This is a genomic window from Actinotignum urinale DSM 15805, from assembly GCF_000420445.1.
Taxonomy (GTDB): Bacteria; Actinomycetota; Actinomycetes; order Actinomycetales; family Actinomycetaceae; genus Actinotignum; species Actinotignum urinale.
This window is the reverse complement of the sequence record NZ_ATUY01000007.1, coordinates 20,138-43,044: the sequence shown is the minus strand read 5'-3', so window position 1 is coordinate 43,044 and position 22,907 is coordinate 20,138. Positions and strand designations below refer to the sequence as shown.

The following is a 22,907-nucleotide window of genomic DNA, read 5'->3' as shown; positions in this document are numbered from 1 at the left end:
TTCAACGCAGAATAAAGTGCGCAAAGTCCAAGGTTGGGGCGCACGCAAAAAATTTTGCACACATAAACGCAAAGGAGCGTATTCATGACGCAACTAATCCTCGCCACCGTTATAGGTATCGCATCTATTGTGGTATTTATTTCGGTGTTTAAACTCCATCCTTTCCTATCCCTCACGTTAGGTTCCTTCGTTTTGGCAGTCGCCGCCGGAGTTCCTTACGACAAAGCAATGGTAGGCTTTGCCAAAGGCGTGGGTGCCACCACGTCCGGGGTGGGCTTGCTGATCGCACTAGGAGCAATCGTTGGAACGCTACTCTTTTCCTCGGGTGGCGCGGACGTTATCGTCGATACGATTATGTCCAAAACAAAAATCCAGCTTCTGCCGTGGGCAATGGCGCTTGTTGCTTTTATCGTCGGTATTCCGATGTTCTTTGAAGTGGGCGTTGTTATCCTGATTCCCGTGGTGTTGTTCGCGGCGCGCCGAGCAAAAATGCCCGTTATCCTCATTGGTATTCCGGCGCTCGCGGGTCTGTCCGTACTTCACGCATTCGTGCCTCCGCACCCCGGCCCGCTTATCGCCATTAATTCCGTGAATGCGAACCTTGGTTTGACCCTCGGGCTTGGCCTTCTTGTGTCCATTCCCGTCGTTATTATTTGCGGTCCTATAGCCGGTAAGTTCATGGCAAAATGGGTGCCGATTGAAGCGCCGATTCAGGCAGGTACGGAAGATAGCGATTTGAGCGGGAAGCGCCCGAGCTTCTTCACTGCTATTACCGTGATTCTGCTACCCGTGTTCCTCATGCTTGGTGGCTCGATTGTGGAGATGTTGGGCTATTCCAAGACTCCCGTTGGGCGATTCCTCCACTTCTTAGGAACGCCACTTGAAGCACTTTTCATTACCGCCGTTTACGCGATGATTGTGTTGGGTTACGCACAGGGGCGGAGCCGTGAGTTTGTTAACGACGAAGTAGGGAAGTCCTTTGCCTCGATTGCAAGTATTCTCCTTATCGTTGCTGCCGGTGGCGGTTTGAAGCAAATCCTTGTGGATTCGGGTATCGATAAGGTGATTGCAAACGCGATTTCGGGTTCGAATATGAATTTGATGCTCGCCGGCTGGCTTGTTGCGGTGTTGATTCGTCTCGCCACTGGTTCTGCCACAGTTGCCACGATTACGTCGGGTGGAATTATGGCGCCACTTGCCGCCAACATGTCACAAACGCATTTGGCTCTGCTTGTGCTCGCAATTGGTGCGGGTTCAGTGTTCCTTTCGCATCTGAACGACGCCGGTTTCTGGCTGGTTAAGGAATACTTCGGTATGACCATCTCGCAAACATTCAAGACGTGGTCATTAATGGAAACACTTGTTTCTGTTGTCGGTTTGGTTGTTGTCTGGTCGCTCTCCCTTGTTATATGACCTAATTTAGGCGATAACCACAGGTGTGTGTGGCTGCGTAAATTCGCATGCCACGCACACCTGTTTTTGCTTGTTTAATCACGGAATATTGTGTGTATTAGTTGAGCTAACTAATGTTGGATATATGAGGAATTTAAGCAAACTGACTGTTGTTGGCGCCGGTGCTGTGGGTACCGCTGTCGCCTATGCCTCCATTATTCGCGGTTCTGCCCAGCAGGTCTGCCTGTACGATATTAACGAATCAAAGGTAAATGCCGAGGTTGCGGATTTGCGCCACGGCACGCAGTACACCCCGGTTACGGATGTGACGGGCGGGGCGGATCCTGCGGTGACAGCTAACTCTGACGTTATTGTGATTACGGCGGGCGCGAAGCAGAAACCAGGCCAGTCGCGCCTGGAGTTGGCAGGGAAGAACGCGAAAATCCTTGCCTCCATGTTGCCACTCTTGAAGGAATATTCCCCGAACGCCGTATGGGTTATTGTGACGAATCCTGTCGATGTTCTTACATATCAGGCAACAAAGATTTTAGATTTACCCTACGGGCGTGTGCTCGGTTCGGGAACAATGCTTGATACGTCCCGTTTGCGCATGATGCTTGCTGAAGAAGCCGGGGTTGCGCCCACAACTGTTCATGCCACCATGATGGGGGAGCATGGCGATACTGAGTTCCCCGTGTGGTCTAGCGCGACGATTGGTGCGGTTCCTTTGCGCGAGTGGGAAAATCACGGCGAGCTGGTGTTTAATGACGAGAAGTTGGAAAAGTTATCCACGTCGGTGATGCGCGCTGCCTATGAGGTTATTCAAGGTAAAGGGGCGACGAATTACGCTGTTGGTGTGGCCAGTGCCCGTATTGTTGAAGCGATTTTGAACGACGAACGTGGCATGTTCCCGGTTTCGTCGGTATTGAATGATTATCGCGGAATTAGTGATGTTGCGCTTTCGGTGCCATCCGTTGTGGGGAAGCGTGGCGTGGATGCCGTTTACGAAGTCCCGATGACTGCGCCGGAGCGGAAATTGTTGTTGCAGAGCGCGGAGGAAATTAAGCGTTCGATTGAAACGATTAGAGTCGATATTGAGGCCGATATTCCTGCGGAAAAAGAAAGCTAAAGCACAAGGCGAGGATAGGCGTAAATAGCCCGTATATTAATAATCCAGATGCTTGTAACCTAAGCGCTAATAACGCAAATAACGCGCATCATGTGACTGGGGTTGAAAACTGTAGGCTTAGTACTTTGAGCGTGTGCATGCCCTAGTATCGGCAAGTAAGTGTGGGGAAATATTAAGAGTTTCCCCACACTTTACACTTACGTTTGAATTGTGTGATTTTTAACTTTTTGCCAGCTTGTTAACACCTTTAACGCTCTTTTAGCTTTACGTATCCGGGTTTGTGCCCTTCGTAGAATCTAAACTTTGCCACCCTAATCTTCGCGTTCAACACCGAACTGCGCCGAAATCTTTGATGCGCAGTCGATAACAAGTGGTGCATATTTTTTTAACTCTTCGAGCGTTTTATCCATGGCGAGCGCCGTGATGGACACTCCGTGTTCGGCGCGTCCAAGGTGGTTAATGATGGGCGCGGCCACACACACGATTCCGGGAACGTTTTCTTCATTGTCCACTGAGTAGCCATATTCGCGAATACGGTCGAGTTCTTCGCGTAATTGTGTGGCAGACGTGATGGTGTGTGGTGTTTTGGGGTTGAGTCCAGGATCGTTGATATATGATTCGACGACGTTATCTGCCGAGTATGCGAGCATTGCTTTGCCCATGGATGTGCAGTGTAGTGGCATAATATCGCCAACGCGTGAAGCGATGCGGTAGGGGAGATCTGTCTCGCGGACCGCTATGTAGATTACTTCTTTCCAATTGAGGGCGCCAAGGTGTACTTGGCAGTTGGTTGCTGTTGCCAGTTCTTCCATGAAAGGCTTGGAGAAGGAGGCGATGTCGACGCGTTCGAAGGCTTTGGAGGCTAGGGAGTATAGTGTTGCTCCCGGGTAGTACATGCCGACATTTGACACACTGAGGTATCCGTATTCAACAAGGCATTGAAGGATACGATGAACACTCGATTTTGGTAAACCGGTTGAATTGACAATGTCGGTAAATCGAGGGTTATCAACAGCTTCTTGGAGAACAACAAGAGTTTTATCAGTGGCGGTGAGTTTTTTCTTGCTCGATACACGTTTATCTTGCATGAGGAAATCCTTTCTTCTCTCATACGACGTGAATTAAAAAATATGCGCAAAGTATCATGTTAAAAAAGACAAGTAGCTTTAGCAATTTTTGAGGATGTCAAGCAGGACACGTTACTTATCACATCAGCTAACGAAGCTGTAACTACGGTGACGATATGAGAAGAAAATCATCCAAAACTTGTAGTGAAGTAAAGATACTTTACTTTGGGTCCTCAATCATGTTGCGATTAAGTATATATATTAATTATGCGGGTATGAAACTCGTTGGGGGAGCAAATTATTACCAGAATGGCACTAATTTCTCTTTCTGTTCCAATTTTAGCTGACAGAGGGGAGGAAATAAAGTACTATGGAACTAAGTTTCACTGAACGGAACATTACCGTTTAGGTTTGAGGTACTCGTCAAAGGAGATTCAATGAGTATAATCACCGCACTGCGTACGCATGATGTACGTTTTCCCACGTCAGAATTTTTGGATGGTTCTGATGCTATGAATCCGGATCCGGATTATTCAGCCGCTTATTGTGTTATTGAAACCGATGCGGACGACGGATTAACTGGCCACGGTTTTGTTTTTACAATTGGACGCGGAAACGACGTCGTTCTCGCGGCCATACAAGATTTAGAAGCCCACATTAAGGGTAAGAACGTTGAGGATCTTCTCGCACACATGGGCGCAACGTCAAAGTCCCTCATTTATGATTCCCAGTTGCGTTGGCTTGGCCCGGAAAAGGGTGTTGAGCATATGGCGATTGGTGCTGTTCTTACGGCTTTGTGGGATTTGAAAGCAAAGCGGGCTGGTAAGCCGTTGTGGCAGTTGCTTGCTACTATGAGTCCGGAAGAACTTGTTGAGTGTGTTGATTTCCGTTATTTGCGTGATGCTCTTACGGAAGAAGAGGCGTTAGAGATTCTTCGTAAGGCAGAACCTGGACGCGAAGAACGTATGGCGAAACTCCTTGAAGAAGGCTACCCCGGATACACCACAACCCCTGGTTGGCTTGGTTATAGTGATGAAAAAATGATGCGTTTGGCGCGCGAAGCTGTTGAGGTAGAAGGCTTTAAGCAGATTAAGCTCAAGGTCGGCGGAAGCGTCGAAGAAGATCGTCGCCGTTTGCGTAAGGCGCGTGAAACTGTTGGTCCGGATATTAAGATTGCGGTGGACGCTAACCAGGTGTGGGACGTGCCGGATGCTATCGAGTGGATTAAGCAGCTTGCAGAGTTTGATATTGCTTGGGTGGAAGAGCCTACTAGCCCGGATGATGTTCTCGGCCACGCAGCGATTGCTAAGGCAATCGCACCAACTCCGGTGGCAACGGGTGAACAAATGCAAAACCGTATTATGGCAAAGCAGTTCTTGCAAGCTAACGCATTGAGCGTTCTTCAGCTCGATTCGACGCGTGTTGCTGGGCCGAATGAAAATATTGCCATGCTTCTTCTTGCGGCAAAGTTTGGTGTTCGTGTCTGCCCACATGCCGGTGGGGTAGGGCTGTGCGAACTCATTTGCCATATGTCGATGTTTGACTATGTTGCGGTATCCGGCACAACGGAAGATCGCTACATTGAATACGTTCATCATCTTCATGAGCATTTCTTGACGCCTGTGGTTATCAAGAATGGCCATTATCAAACACCAACAACACCGGGAGCATCCTCAGAAATGTACCCGGAATCTATCGAACGCTACACCTTTAAAGGGTAGTAAAAAACCCGCACATTCAGGACATGAGCTGAGTTGCGGACAGCCCTCGTCGTAGGGGCGGGGGCTTTTTCTCTGCATCACAGTGACATGAAGAGAAAGAAATAATAACATGGATAAAGAAACAAATAAACGCGCAGGCACGCCGGCGCACGAAGGTGGCAAAGCACCCTTCGTTTGGCCAGGAATGAAGTTCGCCTTCATTCTGCTCGTTACCTGCTTCGCTGCATGGGGTATTTCAACAGATTTGACGGCACCTTTGGTGAACGTGTTCAAATCTGTTTTTGATATGAGCACGGTGCAGTCCTCGCTCGTACAATTTGCCTATTTCGGTGCCTATTTCTGCTTGGCCATCCCGGCCGCGTGGATTAACTCCCGTTTAGGCTACAAGGGTGGTGTAGTGATCGGGCTGAGCCTCGCGGCTATCGGCGCGCTCCTCTTCTTCCCGGCTTCCAAGGTCATGACCTTCGGAATGTTCCTCGCAGCTCTCTTCGTTCTAGCTGGTGGCCTTTCCATCGTGGAAACCTCCGCAAACCCCTTCATTATGGCAATGGGCCCAGAAAAAACAGCAACCCGCCGTTTGAACTTCGCCCAGGCATTCAACCCCATCGGCTCCAACATTGGTGTTCTTGCAGCTACCTTCTTCATTCTTCCCTATGTTCATGAAGTAAAACCCGAAGAAAAAGCGGCGATGAGCCCCGAACAGCTTCTCGATAAGCAGTCCGCAGAACTCGGCGCCGTGATGGCACCCTACATTGTTCTCGGTCTGTTCTACCTCTTCCTGGCAATCTGCATTGCCATGGTGAAGATCCAGAAGCGCCAGAACATTGTTGCGGATTCCAAGTCCGGTATTCAGCGCCAGCCCGGCGTTTTCGGTCGCCTCCTCAAGAACCCGCTCTACTCCTTCGGCGTCGTTGCGCAATTCTGCAACATTGCCGCACAGTCCTGTATCTGGACCTACATTATTTTCTACGCTGAAGATTACCTCCATGTTTCGAAAGCAACAGCCGGTTGGTGGCTCCAGTTCTCGCTGATCTGCTTCCTCGTGATGCGCTTCCTCATGGTGTGGATTATGGGTATCGTTGATCCGCGTTTCCTGCTCATTATTATGACGGGCCTTGGCGCAGTGTTCACCTTCGTCGGCATTGTCTCCCACAACGTTGTTGGAATGATTTGCATCGCTGCGCTGTCCGCCTGCATCTCCCTCCTCTTCCCAACGATTTACGGTATCGCACTTCACGGCGTTGGCCCGGACACCAAGTACGGTTCGGCCGGCCTGGTGATGTCGATTATTGGTGGCGCGATTATCCCCGTCGTACAAGGACATCTGCGTGACGTATCCGGTACCGCAATGAGCTTCTCCGTCGTGTTGATTTGCTTCATCGTTATCTGCCTCTACGGTATTTACGCATTGAAGCATGACCTTGAAGTTGATGAATCCAACTCCTTCGACGCAGTTATCGAAGATTAAGCACAGGTGCTCACATGTTAAAAAACATTCCGAAAATTCTTAGCCCTGATCTTGTGTACACGCTCATGAGCATGGGGCACGGCGACGAAATTGTTCTCGCGGACGCGAATTTCCCGTCGGTAGCGAATAATGACAATGTTATTCGCGCAGATGGACACAATATTCCAGAACTGCTCGACGCAATTTTGACACTCATGCCGCTTGACCGCTATAACGATTGGCAAGTCGCTTTAATGGAACCCGTTCCAGGCGACGTGGCACCCGATGTGTGGAATACGTATAAGGATGTGATTTCTTCTCACGAAGGAGAATACGAAACAAGCCTTATTGAACGATTCGAGTTCTATCGTCACACGACGAAAACCTTCGCCGTTGTTGCCACGGGTGAAACCGCTGCATACGGAAACATTATTTTGAAAAAAGGCGTTATTTAATATAGCATCTTGTGTTATTAAAATAGCTCCTTATGTGCGACGAATGTCGCGACGAGTAACACACGGTTAGCGTTAAAGTCGCGTTAACACGTGGTAGAAGAGATGATACGGCGCCATAATGGCGGTGAATCAACACTGGCGTGGTGGCGTCGTACATCAGAAAAAATATAGAACGGTAGGTCGGCGTAACGTAGATGTTTCATCGAAATACTTTGAAACACTACTGAAAATTAACGTGACACAACACGTTAGTGCGTCAAGGTTAGACACTACAAAAACGTGAGAAACCGCGTTGGCGAGCCAAGGTTGGACGCAAGAAACGCACTACTCACACATACACAACAATTTTAAAGAATCGAAGAAGAATATGGATTTACAGTTACAAAATAAAGTCATTATCATCACGGGAGGTAAGAACGGTATTGGAAAAGGCATCGTTCTTTCCATTGCCACTGAAGGCGCCATTCCTGTGATTATTAACCGTTCACCAGTGGACGACGAATTCGTTGCCGATATTACAGCTGTTACAGATACGTATGAGTATTATCAGCTTGATTTGAACGATACCGATGGTATTGCTCCAATTGTTGAAGAAGTTTACAAGAAGTACGGACATATTGACGGTATTGTCAATAATGCTGGCGCAAACGATAACTGCGATTTGGAAAATACAAGCTGGCGTGATTTTGAGAAGTCGCTGCACGGTAACCTCACCCACTATTACGAACTTGTCCATCAGGCCGTCGGATACCTGAAGGAATCTCAAGGGTCCATTGTGAATATTGGTTCCAAGACGGCACTCACCGGCCAGGGTAAAACAAGTGCTTACGCAGCGGCAAAGGGCGCTATCCTCGGGCTTACTCGTGAATGGGCTGCCGCATTGGCAGAAGATAATGTGCGTGTGAACGCCATTGTTGTTGCCGAAGCATGGACTCCGCTGTATGCAAGGTGGATTAAGAGCTTCGGTGATGAAGCGGCCCAGAAAGCACGACTTGCCCTTATTGAGGACAAGATTCCGCTCGGCAAGCGTATGACATCCACTGAAGAAATTGGAGATATGGCGGCGTTCCTTCTCTCCCCACGCTCCAGCCATACCACCGGCCAGTGGTTGCATCCCGATGGTGGCTATGTCCACCTCGATCGTGCGTTGAACTAAATACGAAAGGCGGGGCATGATACCTGGTATTGTGCCCCGCAAACTGGTAGAAAGAATGAAAAATGCCCCTGGATCTTATTGATTCACATTTCCATATTTGGGATCTTGATAAGCAAAACCTTCCTTGGTTAGCTGACTGCCCGAGTATTGCGAAAACGTGGATTTTCCCTGAACTTGTTGAACTATACGCACAGCACAAGGACGTGAACTTCCGCGGAGCTGTATATGTTGAAGTCGACGGTGACGATACAACAGTAGAAGAACAGCATATTGCGGAAGCTATGGCTACACACCCCGAAATTCTGGGGAAAGTTCTGCGCACAGAGGTCACACAACGTATCCGTGTTCCACAAGGCGCGAACGGTATTAGGCGTCCCCTCCACACGCCGGATGCGCCTCCAAAAACCTGCTTGCAGCCAGACTTCCTCACGGGGCTGGGAGATTTGGCAGATGCGGAAATACCCTTCGATGCGTGCGTCCGAACCCCGGAACTGCGCGATGTGTATGATGCATGTTTGTGCGTGCCGTCTTTGAGCGTCGTCGTCGACCATTGTGGAAATGTCCAGAAGATTGATGAAAAATACGTTGAGGATATTAAGGCGTTAGCGTCACTTCCACACGTTTACTGCAAGCTTTCAGGGATTGCGACGAAGGATCGCGGTTTTGTGCGCGACGTATATACGTTGCTCGAGGAAAGCTTTGGGGCTGAAAGGTTGATGTATGCTTCGAACTGGCCGGTCGTGGAGCTGTATGGGGATTTCCATGAGCACCTGGACCAGGTTCGTGAATTCTTCAACGACGACGCCAACGTTTTTGCGGACACCGCAAGGCGGGTTTATTCTTTACATTAGAACGATTTCTTTGAATATTTAAAACCAGAAAGGATGAGATTATGTTTCATGGGATTTATACGCCGAGTGTGACTCCGCTTCGGGATGACGAATCGATTGATTTCGAGGGGTGGGCTACGCATATTGATCGGTTGATTGGTGCGGGTATTAATGGAATTTTAATTTTTGGTTCCATTGGTGAGTTTTATTCCTTCACGGAGGAGGAGAAGCGTGAGGCTGTCGATTTTGCTGTGAAGCATGTTGATGGGCGTGTGCAGCTTCTTGTTGGTGTGGGGAACACGTCGCTGAAAGAGGCGTGTGAGTTGACGGCGTATAGCGCTAAGGCTGGGGCGGATGCGGTTGTTGCTGTGAGCCCGTATTATTTTGGTCCGTCGAGCGAGGTTGCGTATAGGTATTTCGCGGCGATTGCGGGTGCGTGCGATATTGATGTGTTGTTGTATAACTTCCCGGATCGTACGGGTTCGGATTTGAGCCCGGAGTTGGTTGCTCGTTTGGCGCGCGAGTTCCCGAATATTGTGGGGATTAAGGATACGGTTGATACGGCGAGCCATACGCGCAGGATTTTGAGGGCGGTAAGGCCGTTCCGTCGTGATTTCGCTGTTCTTTCTGGGTACGACGAATACTATCTGTCGAATCGTGCGTCCGGCGGTAATGGTATTTTGACGGGGATGACGAATGTTGAGCCGGAGACGTTTGTTGCCTTACATAAGGCTTATGAGGCTGGTGATTTTGCGACTGTTGCGGCTAAGGAGCGGCGTGTTGCGATTTTGATGGAGCTTTATGAGGTGACCGAGCTGTTTATTTCAGCGATTAAGGGCGGTGTGAAGGTTAAGGGCGTGGATATTAGCACGCGTATTAAGGAGCCGGCATGCCAGCTGACCGATGAGCAGGTCGGGCGGATCAAGGAAATTCTGGCGTTGCCTAACGAGACGCTTTCCTCAAAGGCTGAGTAGCTGAATCCCGGTGCTGGGCACAACCCTACCGGAAACTGAAGTGGAGTAGGACTGGTTTTACAGGCACGGTTGGTGCGGAACTTTATGGGAGTTCCGCACCAACCGTGTATTGCGTTTTGTATTGTTCGCCAAGGTTGTGTTGAATACATAAGTCCTTCTCAGAACACTTATCGTGTTGAATTTACGGCAAAAGCCTTGAAACAGCTGAAAAAGATGGATGCTTTCGACGCAAAAATCCTTGTAACATGAATCAAAACAAATCTTGATGGATGTTCCAACCCGCGAGTTTTCGGGAAGGGATTAGAGGAAGCTCTTGCAGTCATCCCTAACAGAAGTTGCCCGCGTCGCTGGGGTTTCCGCGTCAACGGTGTCGCGTTACGTTCGCGGGCATTTAAGGGTCACTCCTGAAACGGAAGACAAAATCATTACCGCAATGGATAAGGTCGGTTGGGAACGCCCACACGTAACTTTCCTTGACATTACATCCGTCGCCCTTATTATTCCCGAGCTAACGAACCCCTTTTTTGCGCTTCTTGCCGAACACGTTATACGCATCGGGCGCGAACGTGGCATTGACGTCTCCCTCCACGTCACAAACGGTGTGGTGTCCCAAGAAATAGAGCTCATTAAAAGCTTGAACGATAACGAACAAATTCAGGGAATCCTTTTTGTGGGTTCAAATTCGCTTGAAGGGCTCATGGATCCCAGGCTCATCACGAAACCTTTCGTCATGGTCGACGAAGAAGTGTTCGATTCTGCCCATAATAATCTGTGTCTCATCAGTAGCGATAACAGAAACGGCGCCTATCAGGCGGTAAATCATCTCGTGTCCTGCGGGCACACACGTATTGCTTTTGTTGGCGGGCGAACGGAATTGGCTACCGCCCGCGCGCGCGAAGCGGGTTTCCGTGAAGCCATGGCGTTCCACGGTTGCGCGGTTGACGAGGGTCTCGTTTTCCACGGGCCCTTCAGCGAGGTTTTTGGCGCCTCGATTTTGCCGAACATTGTTCAGGCAAACCCGCGCCCGACCGCCGTTTTCGTGTCCTCCGATATTGCGGCGATTGGGATTTTGAGCACCGCGGAACGGTATTCTTTGCGAATCCCCGAAGATTTATCGATTGTTAGTTGCGACGATATCAACCTGTGTGATTGGTTGCGTCCCAGGTTGTCCTCGGTTCATCAGCCCATGACGACTATGGCTAAAGGCGCTTTCGATGCGCTTTTTGCCATCGGCGTGGGTAAACCGGCAAAAAGCCAATGGTATCCGATGAAGCTCAATATCCGCTCCTCGGTTGTTTCCATTAATAAAACCTCCGACAAAAAAGGCTAAACGACGGCAAAGATCAAGGGTTCGCGCAATATTCCCGCAGTTGTTGTGGGGTCTGGTTGTTGTGAAGCATAGTTGCTGCGGTGCCTGGCTACTGTGAGGCTTGGCTGTTGCAAACCACCACTAGAAACCGCCATGAGCCGTCATTTTTCGACGGTTTATTATCTACCGAGGTGTGGCACTGCCACTGAAGTTCGCTAAGCGTCAGGGTTACCGGCGCTTGGCAGTGTTGGCGATTGCCCTGTAGTAGTTGTGCGTAGAATTCGTTATTTTCATTCTTTCCTTATCGCTTATTTTGATGCGTCCATCAGCAATAGAGAATATGTATTCGGGAGCTACTTCCGGAACTTGAAGAATCAGAAGAATTCCCAGGATTCCCTGCGCTTGCAGAACCAGGGGCGCCCTTTCCTGAATCCCCGCCTGCATCCGCGCCACTAGGGGCGTCGCTGACGGGATGAGTCTCCGTTACGGTAAACGTTTTTTCGACACCGTGCCCTTCACCTTCGCCCCGGAAACTTTATACATTTGCCCGTTCTCACCAATTGGGGAGGCGTACATGGTGAATTCATACGTCCCAGTCTCAGGAACTTCCACCCCTTTGCCCTCAAGGTCGGAATACACATTCGCCGTGTATGTTTTCCCGCTACCCGTCGTCCCTACAATGCGAACAGGAGTCAACGTTCCCTTCGTCGTACCAACCCTTCAGCGGAAATCTTCAACGGAACCTTGTAGCCACGTGACCCAAACGTGAACCACGCCGCCGACGTCACCACGCAAGAAAGGATTGCCACATTAGCAATCGTCATAATATATAAACCTTTTGGCGAAGAAGTCGACTTTTTCTTAGTTTTTTCGACGACGACTTGCCCGGCTTTTTCTTCTGTTGCCTGGGTGGGGGAGTCGCCTGAGGAGTGCTCTGAGGAGTAGCTTGAGGCGGGGCTTGCAGTAGGGGCTCGCGGAAGTCGTTGAGCGGTTCTTGTCCGGGGCTTGGCGCTACTAGAGGAGAGGGCTGTGTGGGTTCTGGCCTTGTTTTGAATGTATTGTGTTCGGAGAATGGTGGGTTGTTGGGTGTTTCTTGCACGGGGCTGGGCACTACGTGAGGGGAAGCCTGCGTGGATTCAGGTAAGTTGTTGTGCGGTTCTTGTCCAGGGTTGGGCAGGCTATTGTGCGGTTCTTGTCCAGGGTTGGGGGCTACCTGGGGAGTGAGTTGTTGGGGTTCTGGGTGTGCGTTGAACTTATTGTGTTAGGGATTATGTTCAAGTGGAGCACCGCACGTCATGCAGAATGCATAAGTCTCATCATTTTTGGAACCACATCGCGTGCAGAACATGGCCATATCCTCAGGTAATGCGTTACATGTATAAATAAATGTAACAGATAAGGGGAGGGCGCGGCATAAACGTTGATATTAAAGGACTTTCGACCCGGTTCTCCGTGCGGCATTTATGCATTTTCGTTATCGATAGAGTGTAATTTTTACTCAAACGAAAAACGTGTCGAACACCACTAGAATCGCTGTTATGCTGTGAATAGCTGGTGTGAAATCGCGTAAAGTTGTGCGTATTTCCAACTGCAACAGGGGGCAGAATGTCCTACCGGAATCGGCTACAGGGTTACATTAATCCTTTATAACCGACGAGGGTTTTTCAAACTTGCTCACAAGAATAAAGGAGCCACTTCGGCTCCTTAGCCGTACAAGAACGGGGTTGTTTCTGTTCCCGATAACTGCCAATCGAGCCATTACGGCTCCCGAGACTGATAGTGGAGTCGCTCCGGCTCCACGCACATAACAACGGAGATATACCAACTCTGTGAACATAAATCGAGCCACATCGGCTCTTAACTACATAGGGGCAATCCCAGCCCCGCACAAATCAAATACAGGGGCTCTTGCCTGCCCCGCCGAACATCGAAAGGCTTAAAACATGAAAGCATACGCAATGCTTAAAATTGGCGAATCTGGTTGGATTGAGAAAGAACGCCCGGTCTGTGGCCCAATGGATGCCATCGTCCGCCCGCTTGCCGTCGCAATTTGTACATCCGATGTTCACACGCTTTGGGAAGGCGCCATCGGGGACCGCCATAACATGATCCTCGGACACGAAGGATGCGGTGAGGTCGTCGAAGTTGGTGAACTCGTTCGCGACTTCAAGCCCGGAGATCGCGTTCTCGTTCCCGCCATCACCCCGGACTGGAATTCGCTGGAAGCCCAGGCCGGCTACTCCATGCACTCAGGCGGAATGCTCGCCGGATGGAAGTTCTCCAACTTCAAAGACGGCGTTTTTGGCGAATTCTTCCACGTGAACGACGCAGACGGCAACCTCGCTATCATGCCAGATAACGTCAGCCCCGTAGAGGCCTGCATGCTTTCCGACATGGTTCCCACAGGATTCCATGGCGTGGAACTTGCCGACGTTAAATTCGGTGACACTGTCCTCGTTATCGGCATCGGCCCGGTCGGCCTCATGAGCGTTGCGGGCGCAAATCTTCGCGGTGCCGCCAGAATCATGGCAGTCGGTACGCGCCCCAACTGTGTCGAAGTGGCGAAAGGCTACGGGGCAGCCGAATTCATCAGCTACAGAGATGGCGGAATTGCCGAGCAGGTTTTGAAGCTCACGGACGGTAAAGGCGTTGACCGCGTCATCGTCGCAGGTGGCGACGGAGACACGTTCATCGACGCTGTAGCAGCACTCAAGCCAGGCGGAGCAGTAGGTAATGTCAACTACCTTGGCACCGGCGATTATGTGCGTATTCCTCGCGTCGAATGGGGCGTTGGTATGGGCCACAAGCAGATTAACGGAGGTCTCATGCCCGGCGGGCGCCTGCGTATGGAAAAGCTTGGCGCATTGGTTAGCGCAGGCCGTCTGGACGTTAAGCCCTTGGCATCCCACGTATTCCACGGATGGGAAAAGCTCGAAGAAGCGCTCTTCCTCATGCGTGACAAGCCAGCGGACCTCATTAAGCCCGTTGTCGTTATTGACTAATATCTAGGAGTTGCTCCAATAAAACTTGTGGAGTCCCAGGATGTTATAACAAGATGTGTTGCCCCGTGGCGGTTTGTCCGTTACGGGGCAATACATACCCCTAACGAAAACATAACAGAGGAAAACAGAGGAAAAGGAGGCGCTTATCCCTTATGGCGTCACCCGGAAGCGGTGGTGCGACGGACGGGTTTTGGTGGAGGTTTTCTTAGAATCGTAGGGTTCTACTCTGAATTGGTGGCATAACGGAATCGGGTTTGGGTGGAAGTACTCATAAAAACGCAACGTTCCGCCCTGGCAAGATGCCACAACGTAAACATTCTTAGAAATATCCAGTAATTCTCAGACTGTTTCTAGATTTGAACAGTACAATACTTAACGAGTCGGACATAGGTGGAAAAGCTGAAATCTTAACAGATTAAGCGTTTGTTCATTTTATGGCTTATCATTTATCAAATCCTTTCAGAAAATACCCTGGAATCGTGAAATACGATTCCAGGGTATTTTCGTTGTCGGCCATAAGTTTCCACGCGCATTCTCACGTAGACTAAGCGTGTGAACATCAAAAAACGAGTGGCCCTTCTTATTGAACGGTTGCAAGATAGGCGCGTGATGCGCGCAGTGATGCGTTACAGCACGGCACGTGGAAGCCTTCTTGCTGGTGGCGTTGCCTATTCTGCACTTTTTGCCATGTCCGCCGCCCTGACGATATGCTGGAGTATTTTCATGGCGACGCTCGGGCGCAACTTCGATCTGCGCGAAACCGTCGTACATAATGTCAACGCGGCAATACCGGGAATTCTTAAAGACTCCACGGGCGAAGGAATTATCGACCCGGACACCCTCATCGTTGTGGGTGGTAGCTGGATTACCACGATTATCGCAATCGCCGTGCTCGTATGGTCCGCAATCAGCGTGATGGACGGGCTGGGAATCGCAATTTCTGCAATGTTTGGAATAAATACGCGAATGCGTAAAAGTATCACGAATATTCTCGCAAATTGTGCCGGTTTCACAGTTCTTGCCGTCAGCATCGCGGCATCGTCGTTTATTAGCGCCATGATTGGCAAAGCAGGGACTTTTATCTTGGAGTTTATTGGCGTGGGGGATAGCTCCACCCGGTTAGTTTTGAAACACCTGCTTTTCCTCGGCGCTATTGTGATTGACGCAGCCCTCATTATGTTCATTATCCGTTACGTTGGCAATGCGCATGTCCCGATAAAAGATTTTATTGCGGGAGCCTTAATAGGCGGTTTACTTCTCACGGTGGTTCGTTCGCTCGGAACGACGGTGGTGGCAAGTGTATCGAGAAACCCTTTCCTCGCCCCGTTCGCGGCCCTCGCAGCAATCCTCTTTTGGTTCAATCTCGCTTCGCGTATCCTCCTCTTCACCGCGGCGTTTATGGCGAATCCACCACGCCTCTATGTTCCCGAAGAGCACGAAGAGTTGCACATGAAGAGCACCCCCAATTACGTGACACGAAGCGTTCCCGAGTCCCTCGGATGGCCGCACGACCCACTTACCGGGGCGCTATTGCCGTATAAACCCCCAAAGGACGACGATGTAGGTGCTGATAGCCAAAAGCAAGGCGAAGCTACGCATACCTCCGCTACGCTCAACGGCTCGGGAGCAATCCTTTGGGGATGTGCGGGAGAATCCGGGCGCTGTATTGCTTCTGGCGGACAACCAAGCGTCTAGCACGCAACCAAACGTCTAGTGCACAACAAAGCATCTGGCACACAACAAACTTAGTAGAAAGTTACAGTGTATGAGTTTTTATGCGATTATTCCGGCCGGCGGGATTGGCAGTAGGCTCTGGCCGCTTTCCCGGGCGGGGCACCCGAAGTTTTTAACTGACCTCACCGGCTGTGGGCGTACCATGATTCAAGAAACTCTTATGCGAATTGCGCCGTTGAGCGAGGCGGCCTACGTGGTCACGGGGAAAACCCATGTTGATGAGGTTGCCAGGCAACTGGAGGTGATGAACCCGGAAAGCCGCGTGCGCGGTGATAGCGATGCCCAACGTGAAAGGGCGGGCGGGGAGTTCAGCGCATCTGGCGATAAAGGAACAATTCCCCTCCGGTACGTGGTGGAGCCGAGCGCTCGCGGAACAATGGCCGCGATTGGGCTCGCCGCCCATCTTGCCATGCGCGAGAATCCCAACGCCATTATCGGCTCCTTTGCCGCCGACCACGCAATAGCCGACGTCCCCGCATTTCAGGCAAGCCTGTGGGAAGCCATCGAGCAGGCAGAAGCCGGTTTCGTCGTCACTATCGGAATTTCACCAACTTATCCGGCAACAGGCTTCGGATACATTCACCAGGGTGACAAGTTGCCACACGTCGCCGGTGGGAACGCGGTTGGTGGCGATAAGTTTGGGGTTGCCCCGCTAAGTAGCGGCACGTTCGGTTGCGATAAGGTTGGCGACGATAAAGTTGCTGTTGCCCCGCTAGGTGTGGAGAAAGCTCTCGTCGACCCAGTACATGCGGATAACTTTGCTACCGACCCGCAAAACGTCAGTAATGAAGGTGCTGAAACGGTAAGCGCCTATATCGTCGAAAAATTTGTAGAAAAACCTGATGAGCAGCGGGCGCGCCGTTACGTGGAGTCGGGAACATATCTGTGGAATGCGGGAATGTTTATTGCCCGCGCGAGTGTGCTTGTGGAGGCGCTTGAGCGGTTTCGGCCAGATATTGCTCTGCCCCTGGCTCGGGTGGCGCAGGCGTGGGATGTGGAGGTGCGCGAGCAAAATGAGCAAGTGCGCGCATTGTGGGAAGCGATTCCCAAGGCTGTGATTGACCGCGCGATCGCTGAGCCACTCGCGGCCTGCGGGGGAGTCGCGGTTGTTCCGGCGGATATTGGGTGGTCCGATGTGGGGGACTACAAGTCTTTGGCGGAAAATCGGGGTGTGTATGACGCGCTAGGACGTAGCGCTCACGGCATGGAGACGGATTCTGTTTCATGTACGACGGACGCTGGCGCTCAAGAACCAGGTGCGCAAGGATTGGGTACGCAGGAACCGGGCGCGGAAAAATCTAATACTCACGAATCGAGTGAGAGTTTTATAAAGTTTAGCGCACAAGGACTCGGCGTCCACAAGGCAGGCGCGCAAGGGCTAAGTGTTAGCAAGGTGGGCGCGGAGGAGCCAGGCGCGCAAAAACGGGGTGTACAAGGAGTAAGCGCGCAGGAACCGGGCCGAACAATACCCGTAACTCCGGACACCACCGTCGTCGCAATTGATAGCCCGGGTACACTTGCAGTGGCGGGGAGTAAACCCGTTGTTGTTCTTGGGATACCTGGGGCGGTTGTAGTTGATATGGATGATGTTATTTTTGTGACACGCCAGGAATCCGCACAGGGTGTCAAGGATATTGTGGAAAATCTCGACGCCTACGGGCTTGGCCATTTACGTTAGGAGACGTATGAAAGATCGAGAATATCGTAGGGGCGGACAGCTACGTCGCGGAAGCCAAATTCCTACGACGACGGCTGACGCGAAACTGTTAAACCGACCTGCAAATGTGGACGATTGGACGAGGTCTGAGGCGTGGCGTGTGCTACGTATTCAGGCGGAGTTTGTGGACGGTTTTGGGGCTATGGCCGATGTTCCGCAATGCGTGAGCATATTCGGTTCTTCCCGCATTAAGCCAGGCGACCACTACTACGAACTTGCCACACAGATTGCGCAGGGGATTGTGAAAAAAGGTGTCGGTGTGATTACCGGTGGCGGGCCGGGAATTATGGAGGCGGCTAATCGCGGAGCCTATTTAGAAGATGGCGTATCCATCGGCTTGGGAATTGAGATTCCACATGAACAGAGGCTCAATGACTATCTCAACCGCGGTATGCAGTTCAGGTATTTCTTTGTCCGTAAAACAATGTTTGTGAAGTATTCGCAAGGTTTTGTTGTAATGCCCGGCGGTTTTGGAACATTAGATGAGCTTTTTGAAGCGCTCACTCTTGTTCAAACGCACAAGGTCGCAGAATTTCCTGTTGTGCTGGTGGGGACGGAATTCTGGTCAGGACTTGTTGAATGGATTCACGATCGCCTCGTAGCGAGGAGACTTGTGTCCCTGGATGACCCGAATCTTTTTGTCCTTGTTGACACCGCTGAGGAGGCTCTCGACGTCCTTTTTAATGCGACACAAAAGTAAAGTTTGACCCTAAAAATAAGCGATATTTCGCCCTTTACAGGCTTTCTTGAGGTAAAATAAAGCTATAAGAAATCAGGTAGTCGCCCCTGATGGGAAGGATGAAATATGGCAGCAATGAAGCCCCGTACAGGGGATGGTCCATTAGAGGTTGAACGTGAAGGGCGTGGAATTGTTCTTCGAATTCCTGTTGAAGGCGGTGGGCGTCTGGTGCTTGAACTTAATGATGATGAATGCGTCGGTTTGCGAAAGGCATTAGAAGCCGTCGAACGTTAATCTTCAGATGTCGTGTCTGTAATGCTCGACAATCTTTTGAGATCTCACACAAGATGAGATACGTATGCAAGGCTGGGAAAGTTTCGAAAGATTTTTCCCAGCCTTCCTGTTTGCCCGCAGGAAGGCTACTAACCCCAGCAACACAGTTTGGCCAATAAATTCAATCCCAAACCGGCTCAATATGCCACACATTTTGACACTTATCCCCATATTTCCCACGTAAGCAGGGTTGATGACATCACAAACGTTATAAATCCCGGTTGTGGTTAGTAAATACAATCCCAAACCGACCCAACATTCCGCACATTTTGACGCTTATCCCAGTAAAGTTTAGGCGTTCGGCAGGGCGTGTGTGGCGGGAGCGTATAGTTGGACGTTAGGCAGGGAGTGCGTGGCGTGGTAGTTTAGGGAAGCCTTGGGGTTTTCCGAGTGCCGAAGCTTGAGCGCCGTTTGGAGGGGACGGGCGCTGGTTTTCCGGCCGGGGTGGTGTTCGTTAGTCGCGCTACAAGCACGCCGTCTCCAATGGGAACCAGGGTTGTATCAATGTTTTCGGAGTCATTCATGTCTTTAATCAGACCTCGAATTGCCACAACCTTTTCTTCACGTCTGGCAGGGTCCGCAATTTTTCCACCTTGAAGTGCATGCAAAATAACAATGAGACCGCCCGGGCGTAGGAGGCGCATGGCTTCATCAACATCACCTGGTGCCTCAAGCGGATCACCGTCGATAACAACGCAGTCGTAGCTGGCGGAGGCCAGGCGCGGAAGCAAATCAGCACTACGTCCGTTAATGAGCCTCACACGCCCTGGGCGCGCCCCGGCTTTCGTGAAGAAATCGCGTGCAGCGTGTTGCGCTTCAGATTCAGTGTCTAACGTCGTCAAATGAATATTTCCACTACGTAACATGTACATTCCGGAAATGCCTGTTCCGGTTCCAACCTCAACAACGTTCTTTACTCGGGCTGTTTTCATTAGCATGGTGAGAAAATTACCTGTTGCTGCACTGATGGAACGAATACCGAAATCGGTGGCGACATCGCGTGCGGTTGCAATAATTTCTGGCTCAATAACGACTTCCTCGGCGTACTGCCAGCATTGTATTTGATCCGACATGTTCCTCCTTTAATCCCTTCCTATTTTAAGATGTTTGCCGGGTTTTCATGAAATAATCAGCGAGTTGCTCAAATTCTTTACGCGCCCTGGACGTGCGAATATCTAAAGTAAAGGGTTCACCTACATCTCCTCCCTCACGAATATCTGTTTCGAACGGAATTTGTGCGAGGAGCGGGATATCGTATCCAAGATTTTTTGTTAGTTTTCGGGCAATGTTTTTTCCACCATCTTTTCCGAAAATATAGTTGCGTGTTCCGTCCGGCATCTCCATATAACTCATATTTTCGACGACGCCAACCGTTTTTTGTTCTGTTTGTTTCGAGACGGAACCGGCTCGAAGCGCAACATCTGCTGCCGCTGTTTGAGGTGTGGTGACGACGAGAATATGCGCGTAGGGCAGGAGTTGAGATATGGAAATGGTGACGTCCCCTGTTCCTGGCGGAAGGTCAAGAATAATGAAATCAAGATCTCCCCAATACACGTCGGCAAAAAATTGTTCGAGTGCCTTATGAAGCATGGGGCCACGCCACACAACGGGGGAGCCGTCAGGAACAAACATGCCGATGCTCATGATTTTAATTCCGTGCGCGACGGGTGGAATAATCATGCCGTTCAATTGTTGGGCTGGAGTATCCACCCCGAGCATTGAGGGGATGGAAAATCCGTAGATGTCTGCGTCAATGAGGCCAACACTTGCGCCTTTTTTTGCGAGCGTGACGGCAAGGTTTGCCGCGACTGTTGATTTACCAACCCCGCCTTTCCCGGAGGCAATGGCAATAACATATGTTGGCGAATTTTCTTTCGCAAAGGGAATATTGCGTGTCGCCCGGCCTGCTTTAAGTTTTTCCTGGAGCTTTTGGATTTGCAGACCAGTCATTACACCCATCGTGACGTGAACATCTGTTACCCCAAGGGATTCGATTTTTTCGCGCACTTCGCGTTCAATCTCTTCCGAACGTGGGCACCGGGCGGTTGTGAGAAGAATCGTAACCTCAACTTTGCCCGTGTCTGTGATGGTGACGCGATGAACCATATCGAGTTCAGTAATGGGGTGGCGAAGCTCTGGGTCGATAATAGAGCTGAGCGCCTTGAGGATATGTTCGCGAGTCACCATGTTGTTCAGATTACCAAGATTAAGAGGGCTTGCATTGTTGTGTGAACCACATTATAAGGGTGGTCTTATGTGGGTGGCGTTGCTGGTTCGGATTGTGTGCATGCGCGTTCCGGTTTGGATTGCTTGTGCGCTGAGTATCCGAGTTGCGCGTGGTGGCGCTACTGGTTCGCTAGGATTCTTGTGCGCTGGCGATCCAGGCTTCAACTTCTTCCACTGTTCGGGGGATGTTTTCTGATAGGCGTTCTACTCCTTTTTGTGTAACGAGTATGTCATCTTCAATACGTATGCCGATTCCTCGGAAACGTTCGGGTACTTTCAAATCGTCTTCGCGGAAATATAGCCCGGGTTCGATGGTGAAAACCATGCCGGGTTGTAGTTCTGCGTCAATATACATCTCCCGGCGCGCGGCAGCACAATCATGAACATCAATTCCCAAGTGATGTGAGGTTCCATGTGGCATCCAACGACGATGATATTGCACTTCTTGCCGGAGAGATTCTTCAGTTGTGCAGGGGAGTATTCCCCATTTTTCCAAGTACCGGGCAATTACACCCATTGCGGCGCTGTGAACGTCGCGGAATTTTGCACCCGGTGTACGCGCAGCCTCTAAAGCGGTATTCGCCGCCTCAAGAACAGCGTTGTAGACCTCCTTTTGAGTTTCCGTAAAATGCCCGTTTGCCGGAATAGTTCGCGTAATATCCGCCGTGTAGAGGGAATCAACTTCTACACCGGCATCTATCAAAATAAGATCACCATCGCGCACTTCTCCGTCGTTCTTTATCCAATGGAGGGTGTTGGCGTGGTTTCCTGAAGCAGTAATTGTCTCGTATCCCAGTCCATTCCCATCTTCGCGAGCGCGAGCAAAAAACGCTCCTTCAAGGACGCGTTCTCCACGGTGATGTGCCAGGGCACGTGGCAAGGAAGCCAGCATCTGTGTGAACCCTTGGTGTGTTGCCGTAATTGCCTTGCGCATTTCCTCAATTTCATATTCGTCTTTAATGAGCCGAAGTTCGGATAACGCCTGGGCAAGTTCGTTATCCAGGAAGGTTGTTTGGGATTGGGCAAGGTGGGCATTTTCGCGCAATTCATTCACAAGGCTTGCGGTTTTTCCGCAAGCGTTTGGAACAATACGCAAGGTTACCTGTCCAAGATCTTTGGACAGTGCATCCTTGAGTTCGTTAATATGTGCGGTTCGCAGACCTGTAGCAACTGATACTTCATGCAGAGACGGGCGGGCGCCCACCCAGAATTCTCCATGTGCACTGTCAGCATAGAATTCTTCGCTACTGCGCGATGAGCGTGGCCACATATAAAGCGTGACATCGTGTCCGCCTTCCTCCTTTGGGTTGAAAACAATCACCGCACCCGGTTCTTGCTCTCCACCCAATCCGCTCATATGCGAAAAAGCGGAATGTGCACGAAAACGGTAACTGCAATCATTGGAACGTATTTTTTCTACACCCGCGGGAATGACTAGACGTTCTCCCTCAAACAGTTGAGAAATGGCGCGATGCCGCGCGGGAAGAAAATCCGCGACCTTGCTTCGCGGGGCAGGTTCCGGGCGTGGCCCCCAATCTTCGCCCATGAATTCACGAAAAGCCACGTTTTTTGGTTGTTGGCTACGATTATTCCCGCGCGCTGAAAGGCTTTGTGTGCCGTTATGTTCGTTGTTCCGTTGTTCAGTCATATATACATTATGGCACTAGGCTCCCGCATTATTTTTCGCACGAACTTTTTTACCGGCGGTGTTATTGTAAGTTTCCCCAAAACATGAG

General features: G+C 50.6%; 22 protein-coding genes. 14 read left to right on the top strand and 8 right to left on the bottom strand.

Translation table 11 applies throughout. From position 1 onward, the window contains the following. Nucleotides 1-84: 84 nt before the first annotated feature. Together G445_RS0105965 and G445_RS10020 are read left to right on the top strand one after the other, a co-directional pair. Entirely contained in the window at nt 85-1,413 is a 1,329-nt protein-coding gene (locus tag G445_RS0105965) for a GntP family permease (RefSeq protein WP_022866636.1), read from the top strand. Nucleotides 1,414-1,537: 124 nt separating this feature from the next. Continuing rightward, complete coding sequence (locus G445_RS10020; protein WP_022866635.1) at nt 1,538-2,521, top strand: L-lactate dehydrogenase; 984 nt, start codon at nt 1,538-1,540, stop codon at nt 2,519-2,521. A 311-nt stretch (nt 2,522-2,832) separates the two neighbouring features. On the opposite strand, the gene G445_RS0105955 is transcribed toward G445_RS10020, so the two are convergent. Further along, nucleotides 2,833-3,609, bottom strand: a complete 777-nt coding sequence (locus tag G445_RS0105955; protein WP_022866634.1) for an IclR family transcriptional regulator — start codon at nt 3,607-3,609, stop codon at nt 2,833-2,835. Nucleotides 3,610-4,025: 416 nt separating this feature from the next. On the opposite strand from G445_RS0105955, the gene G445_RS0105950 reads away from it, so the two are divergent. From G445_RS0105950 to G445_RS10005, 7 genes are all read left to right on the top strand, one after another. Next, nucleotides 4,026-5,309 carry an enolase C-terminal domain-like protein gene (locus G445_RS0105950; protein ID WP_022866633.1) on the top strand — a complete coding sequence of 428 codons (1,284 nt, stop codon included), beginning with the start codon at nt 4,026-4,028 and terminating at the stop codon, nt 5,307-5,309. A gap of 109 nt (nt 5,310-5,418) precedes the next feature. Next, on the top strand, nt 5,419-6,777 hold the full coding sequence (gene fucP, locus G445_RS0105945; RefSeq protein WP_022866632.1) for an L-fucose:H+ symporter permease: 1,359 nt from the start codon (nt 5,419-5,421) through the stop codon (nt 6,775-6,777). Between the two features lie 14 nt (nt 6,778-6,791). Next, nucleotides 6,792-7,211 (top strand): RbsD/FucU family protein, encoded by a 420-nt coding sequence (locus tag G445_RS0105940; RefSeq protein ID WP_022866631.1) that lies wholly within the window; start codon nt 6,792-6,794, stop codon nt 7,209-7,211. Between the two features lie 367 nt (nt 7,212-7,578). Continuing rightward, a complete protein-coding gene (locus G445_RS0105935; RefSeq protein ID WP_022866630.1) occupies nt 7,579-8,367 on the top strand; it encodes an SDR family oxidoreductase in 789 nt (262 codons plus the stop codon). A 62-nt stretch (nt 8,368-8,429) separates the two neighbouring features. After that, nucleotides 8,430-9,218 (top strand): amidohydrolase family protein, encoded by a 789-nt coding sequence (locus G445_RS0105930; protein WP_026420988.1) that lies wholly within the window; start codon nt 8,430-8,432, stop codon nt 9,216-9,218. Between the two features lie 41 nt (nt 9,219-9,259). Beyond that, nucleotides 9,260-10,171 (top strand): dihydrodipicolinate synthase family protein, encoded by a 912-nt coding sequence (locus G445_RS10015; protein WP_022866629.1) that lies wholly within the window; start codon nt 9,260-9,262, stop codon nt 10,169-10,171. Nucleotides 10,172-10,484: 313 nt separating this feature from the next. Beyond that, entirely contained in the window at nt 10,485-11,501 is a 1,017-nt protein-coding gene (locus tag G445_RS10005; protein ID WP_022866627.1) for a LacI family DNA-binding transcriptional regulator, read from the top strand. Here the strand turns inward: G445_RS10005 and G445_RS11510 are convergent. The 4 genes from G445_RS11510 to G445_RS12080 all read right to left on the bottom strand — a co-directional run bounded on the left by G445_RS11510 (nt 11,498) and on the right by G445_RS12080 (nt 12,828). Then, nucleotides 11,498-11,635 carry a hypothetical protein gene (locus tag G445_RS11510; RefSeq protein ID WP_156825562.1) on the bottom strand — a complete coding sequence of 46 codons (138 nt, stop codon included), beginning with the start codon at nt 11,633-11,635 and terminating at the stop codon, nt 11,498-11,500. The two genes, G445_RS10005 and G445_RS11510, sit on opposite strands and share 4 nt — an antisense overlap. Nucleotides 11,636-11,708: 73 nt before the next feature. Beyond that, on the bottom strand, nt 11,709-11,924 hold the full coding sequence (locus tag G445_RS0105910) for a hypothetical protein (RefSeq protein ID WP_022866626.1): 216 nt from the start codon (nt 11,922-11,924) through the stop codon (nt 11,709-11,711). Nucleotides 11,925-11,963: 39 nt separating this feature from the next. Next, the gene (locus tag G445_RS0105905; RefSeq protein WP_022866625.1) at nt 11,964-12,176 is read right to left on the bottom strand and encodes a hypothetical protein; all 213 of its coding nucleotides are present in this window, start codon (nt 12,174-12,176) and stop codon (nt 11,964-11,966) included. Nucleotides 12,177-12,741: 565 nt separating this feature from the next. Continuing rightward, on the bottom strand, nt 12,742-12,828 hold the full coding sequence (locus G445_RS12080; protein WP_371926725.1) for a zinc-ribbon domain-containing protein: 87 nt from the start codon (nt 12,826-12,828) through the stop codon (nt 12,742-12,744). Nucleotides 12,829-13,423: 595 nt separating this feature from the next. Here G445_RS12080 and G445_RS0105900 point away from each other — a divergent pair. The 5 genes from G445_RS0105900 (at nt 13,424) to G445_RS11210 (ending at nt 18,906) form a co-directional block, all read left to right on the top strand. Then, nucleotides 13,424-14,482: an NAD(P)-dependent alcohol dehydrogenase gene (locus G445_RS0105900; protein WP_022866624.1), complete on the top strand. Its 1,059-nt coding sequence runs from the start codon at nt 13,424-13,426 to the stop codon at nt 14,480-14,482. A 552-nt stretch (nt 14,483-15,034) separates the two neighbouring features. Beyond that, nucleotides 15,035-16,177: a YihY/virulence factor BrkB family protein gene (locus G445_RS10000; protein WP_022866623.1), complete on the top strand. Its 1,143-nt coding sequence runs from the start codon at nt 15,035-15,037 to the stop codon at nt 16,175-16,177. Between the two features lie 70 nt (nt 16,178-16,247). After that, nucleotides 16,248-17,894, top strand: a complete 1,647-nt coding sequence (locus tag G445_RS10895) for a mannose-1-phosphate guanylyltransferase (protein ID WP_022866622.1) — start codon at nt 16,248-16,250, stop codon at nt 17,892-17,894. Nucleotides 17,895-17,901: 7 nt separating this feature from the next. Beyond that, the gene (locus G445_RS0105885) at nt 17,902-18,633 is read left to right on the top strand and encodes an LOG family protein (RefSeq protein ID WP_022866621.1); all 732 of its coding nucleotides are present in this window, start codon (nt 17,902-17,904) and stop codon (nt 18,631-18,633) included. Nucleotides 18,634-18,738: 105 nt separating this feature from the next. Further along, nucleotides 18,739-18,906, top strand: a complete 168-nt coding sequence (locus tag G445_RS11210; protein WP_022866620.1) for a DUF3117 domain-containing protein — start codon at nt 18,739-18,741, stop codon at nt 18,904-18,906. A 404-nt stretch (nt 18,907-19,310) separates the two neighbouring features. On the opposite strand, the gene G445_RS09985 is transcribed toward G445_RS11210, so the two are convergent. The 3 genes from G445_RS09985 to G445_RS0105865 form a co-directional block, all read right to left on the bottom strand. Further along, a complete protein-coding gene (locus G445_RS09985; protein ID WP_022866619.1) occupies nt 19,311-20,018 on the bottom strand; it encodes an O-methyltransferase in 708 nt (235 codons plus the stop codon). A 25-nt stretch (nt 20,019-20,043) separates the two neighbouring features. Continuing rightward, nucleotides 20,044-21,132, bottom strand: coding sequence for an Mrp/NBP35 family ATP-binding protein (locus tag G445_RS09980; RefSeq protein WP_022866618.1), 1,089 nt, complete (start codon nt 21,130-21,132; stop codon nt 20,044-20,046). A 169-nt stretch (nt 21,133-21,301) separates the two neighbouring features. Next, complete coding sequence (locus tag G445_RS0105865) at nt 21,302-22,819, bottom strand: aminopeptidase P family protein (protein WP_022866617.1); 1,518 nt, start codon at nt 22,817-22,819, stop codon at nt 21,302-21,304. Between the last annotated feature and the right edge of the window lie 88 nt (nt 22,820-22,907).

Bases quoted from the DNA above. Each gene is read 5' to 3' on its own strand.
- G445_RS0105950 (WP_022866633.1), top strand. From the start codon at position 4,026: ATGAGTATAATCACCGCACTGCGTACGCATGATGTACGTTTTCCCACG.
- G445_RS0105965 (WP_022866636.1), top strand. From the start codon at position 85: ATGACGCAACTAATCCTCGCCACCGTTATAGGTATCGCATCTATTGTG.
- G445_RS09985 (WP_022866619.1), bottom strand. From the start codon at position 20,018: ATGTCGGATCAAATACAATGCTGGCAGTACGCCGAGGAAGTCGTTATT.
- fucP (WP_022866632.1), top strand. From the start codon at position 5,419: ATGGATAAAGAAACAAATAAACGCGCAGGCACGCCGGCGCACGAAGGT.
- G445_RS0105900 (WP_022866624.1), top strand. From the start codon at position 13,424: ATGAAAGCATACGCAATGCTTAAAATTGGCGAATCTGGTTGGATTGAG.
- G445_RS0105910 (WP_022866626.1), bottom strand. From the start codon at position 11,924: ATGCAGGCGGGGATTCAGGAAAGGGCGCCCCTGGTTCTGCAAGCGCAG.
- G445_RS10020 (WP_022866635.1), top strand. From the start codon at position 1,538: ATGAGGAATTTAAGCAAACTGACTGTTGTTGGCGCCGGTGCTGTGGGT.
- G445_RS0105955 (WP_022866634.1), bottom strand. From the start codon at position 3,609: ATGCAAGATAAACGTGTATCGAGCAAGAAAAAACTCACCGCCACTGAT.
- G445_RS09980 (WP_022866618.1), bottom strand. From the start codon at position 21,132: ATGGTGACTCGCGAACATATCCTCAAGGCGCTCAGCTCTATTATCGAC.
- G445_RS11510 (WP_156825562.1), bottom strand. From the start codon at position 11,635: ATGGCGGTTTCTAGTGGTGGTTTGCAACAGCCAAGCCTCACAGTAGCC.
- G445_RS10895 (WP_022866622.1), top strand. From the start codon at position 16,248: ATGAGTTTTTATGCGATTATTCCGGCCGGCGGGATTGGCAGTAGGCTC.
- G445_RS0105940 (WP_022866631.1), top strand. From the start codon at position 6,792: ATGTTAAAAAACATTCCGAAAATTCTTAGCCCTGATCTTGTGTACACG.
- G445_RS0105865 (WP_022866617.1), bottom strand. From the start codon at position 22,819: ATGACTGAACAACGGAACAACGAACATAACGGCACACAAAGCCTTTCA.
- G445_RS0105935 (WP_022866630.1), top strand. From the start codon at position 7,579: ATGGATTTACAGTTACAAAATAAAGTCATTATCATCACGGGAGGTAAG.
- G445_RS11210 (WP_022866620.1), top strand. From the start codon at position 18,739: ATGGCAGCAATGAAGCCCCGTACAGGGGATGGTCCATTAGAGGTTGAA.
- G445_RS12080 (WP_371926725.1), bottom strand. From the start codon at position 12,828: ATGTTCTGCACGCGATGTGGTTCCAAAAATGATGAGACTTATGCATTC.
- G445_RS0105930 (WP_026420988.1), top strand. From the start codon at position 8,430: ATGCCCCTGGATCTTATTGATTCACATTTCCATATTTGGGATCTTGAT.
- G445_RS10015 (WP_022866629.1), top strand. From the start codon at position 9,260: ATGTTTCATGGGATTTATACGCCGAGTGTGACTCCGCTTCGGGATGAC.
- G445_RS0105885 (WP_022866621.1), top strand. From the start codon at position 17,902: ATGAAAGATCGAGAATATCGTAGGGGCGGACAGCTACGTCGCGGAAGC.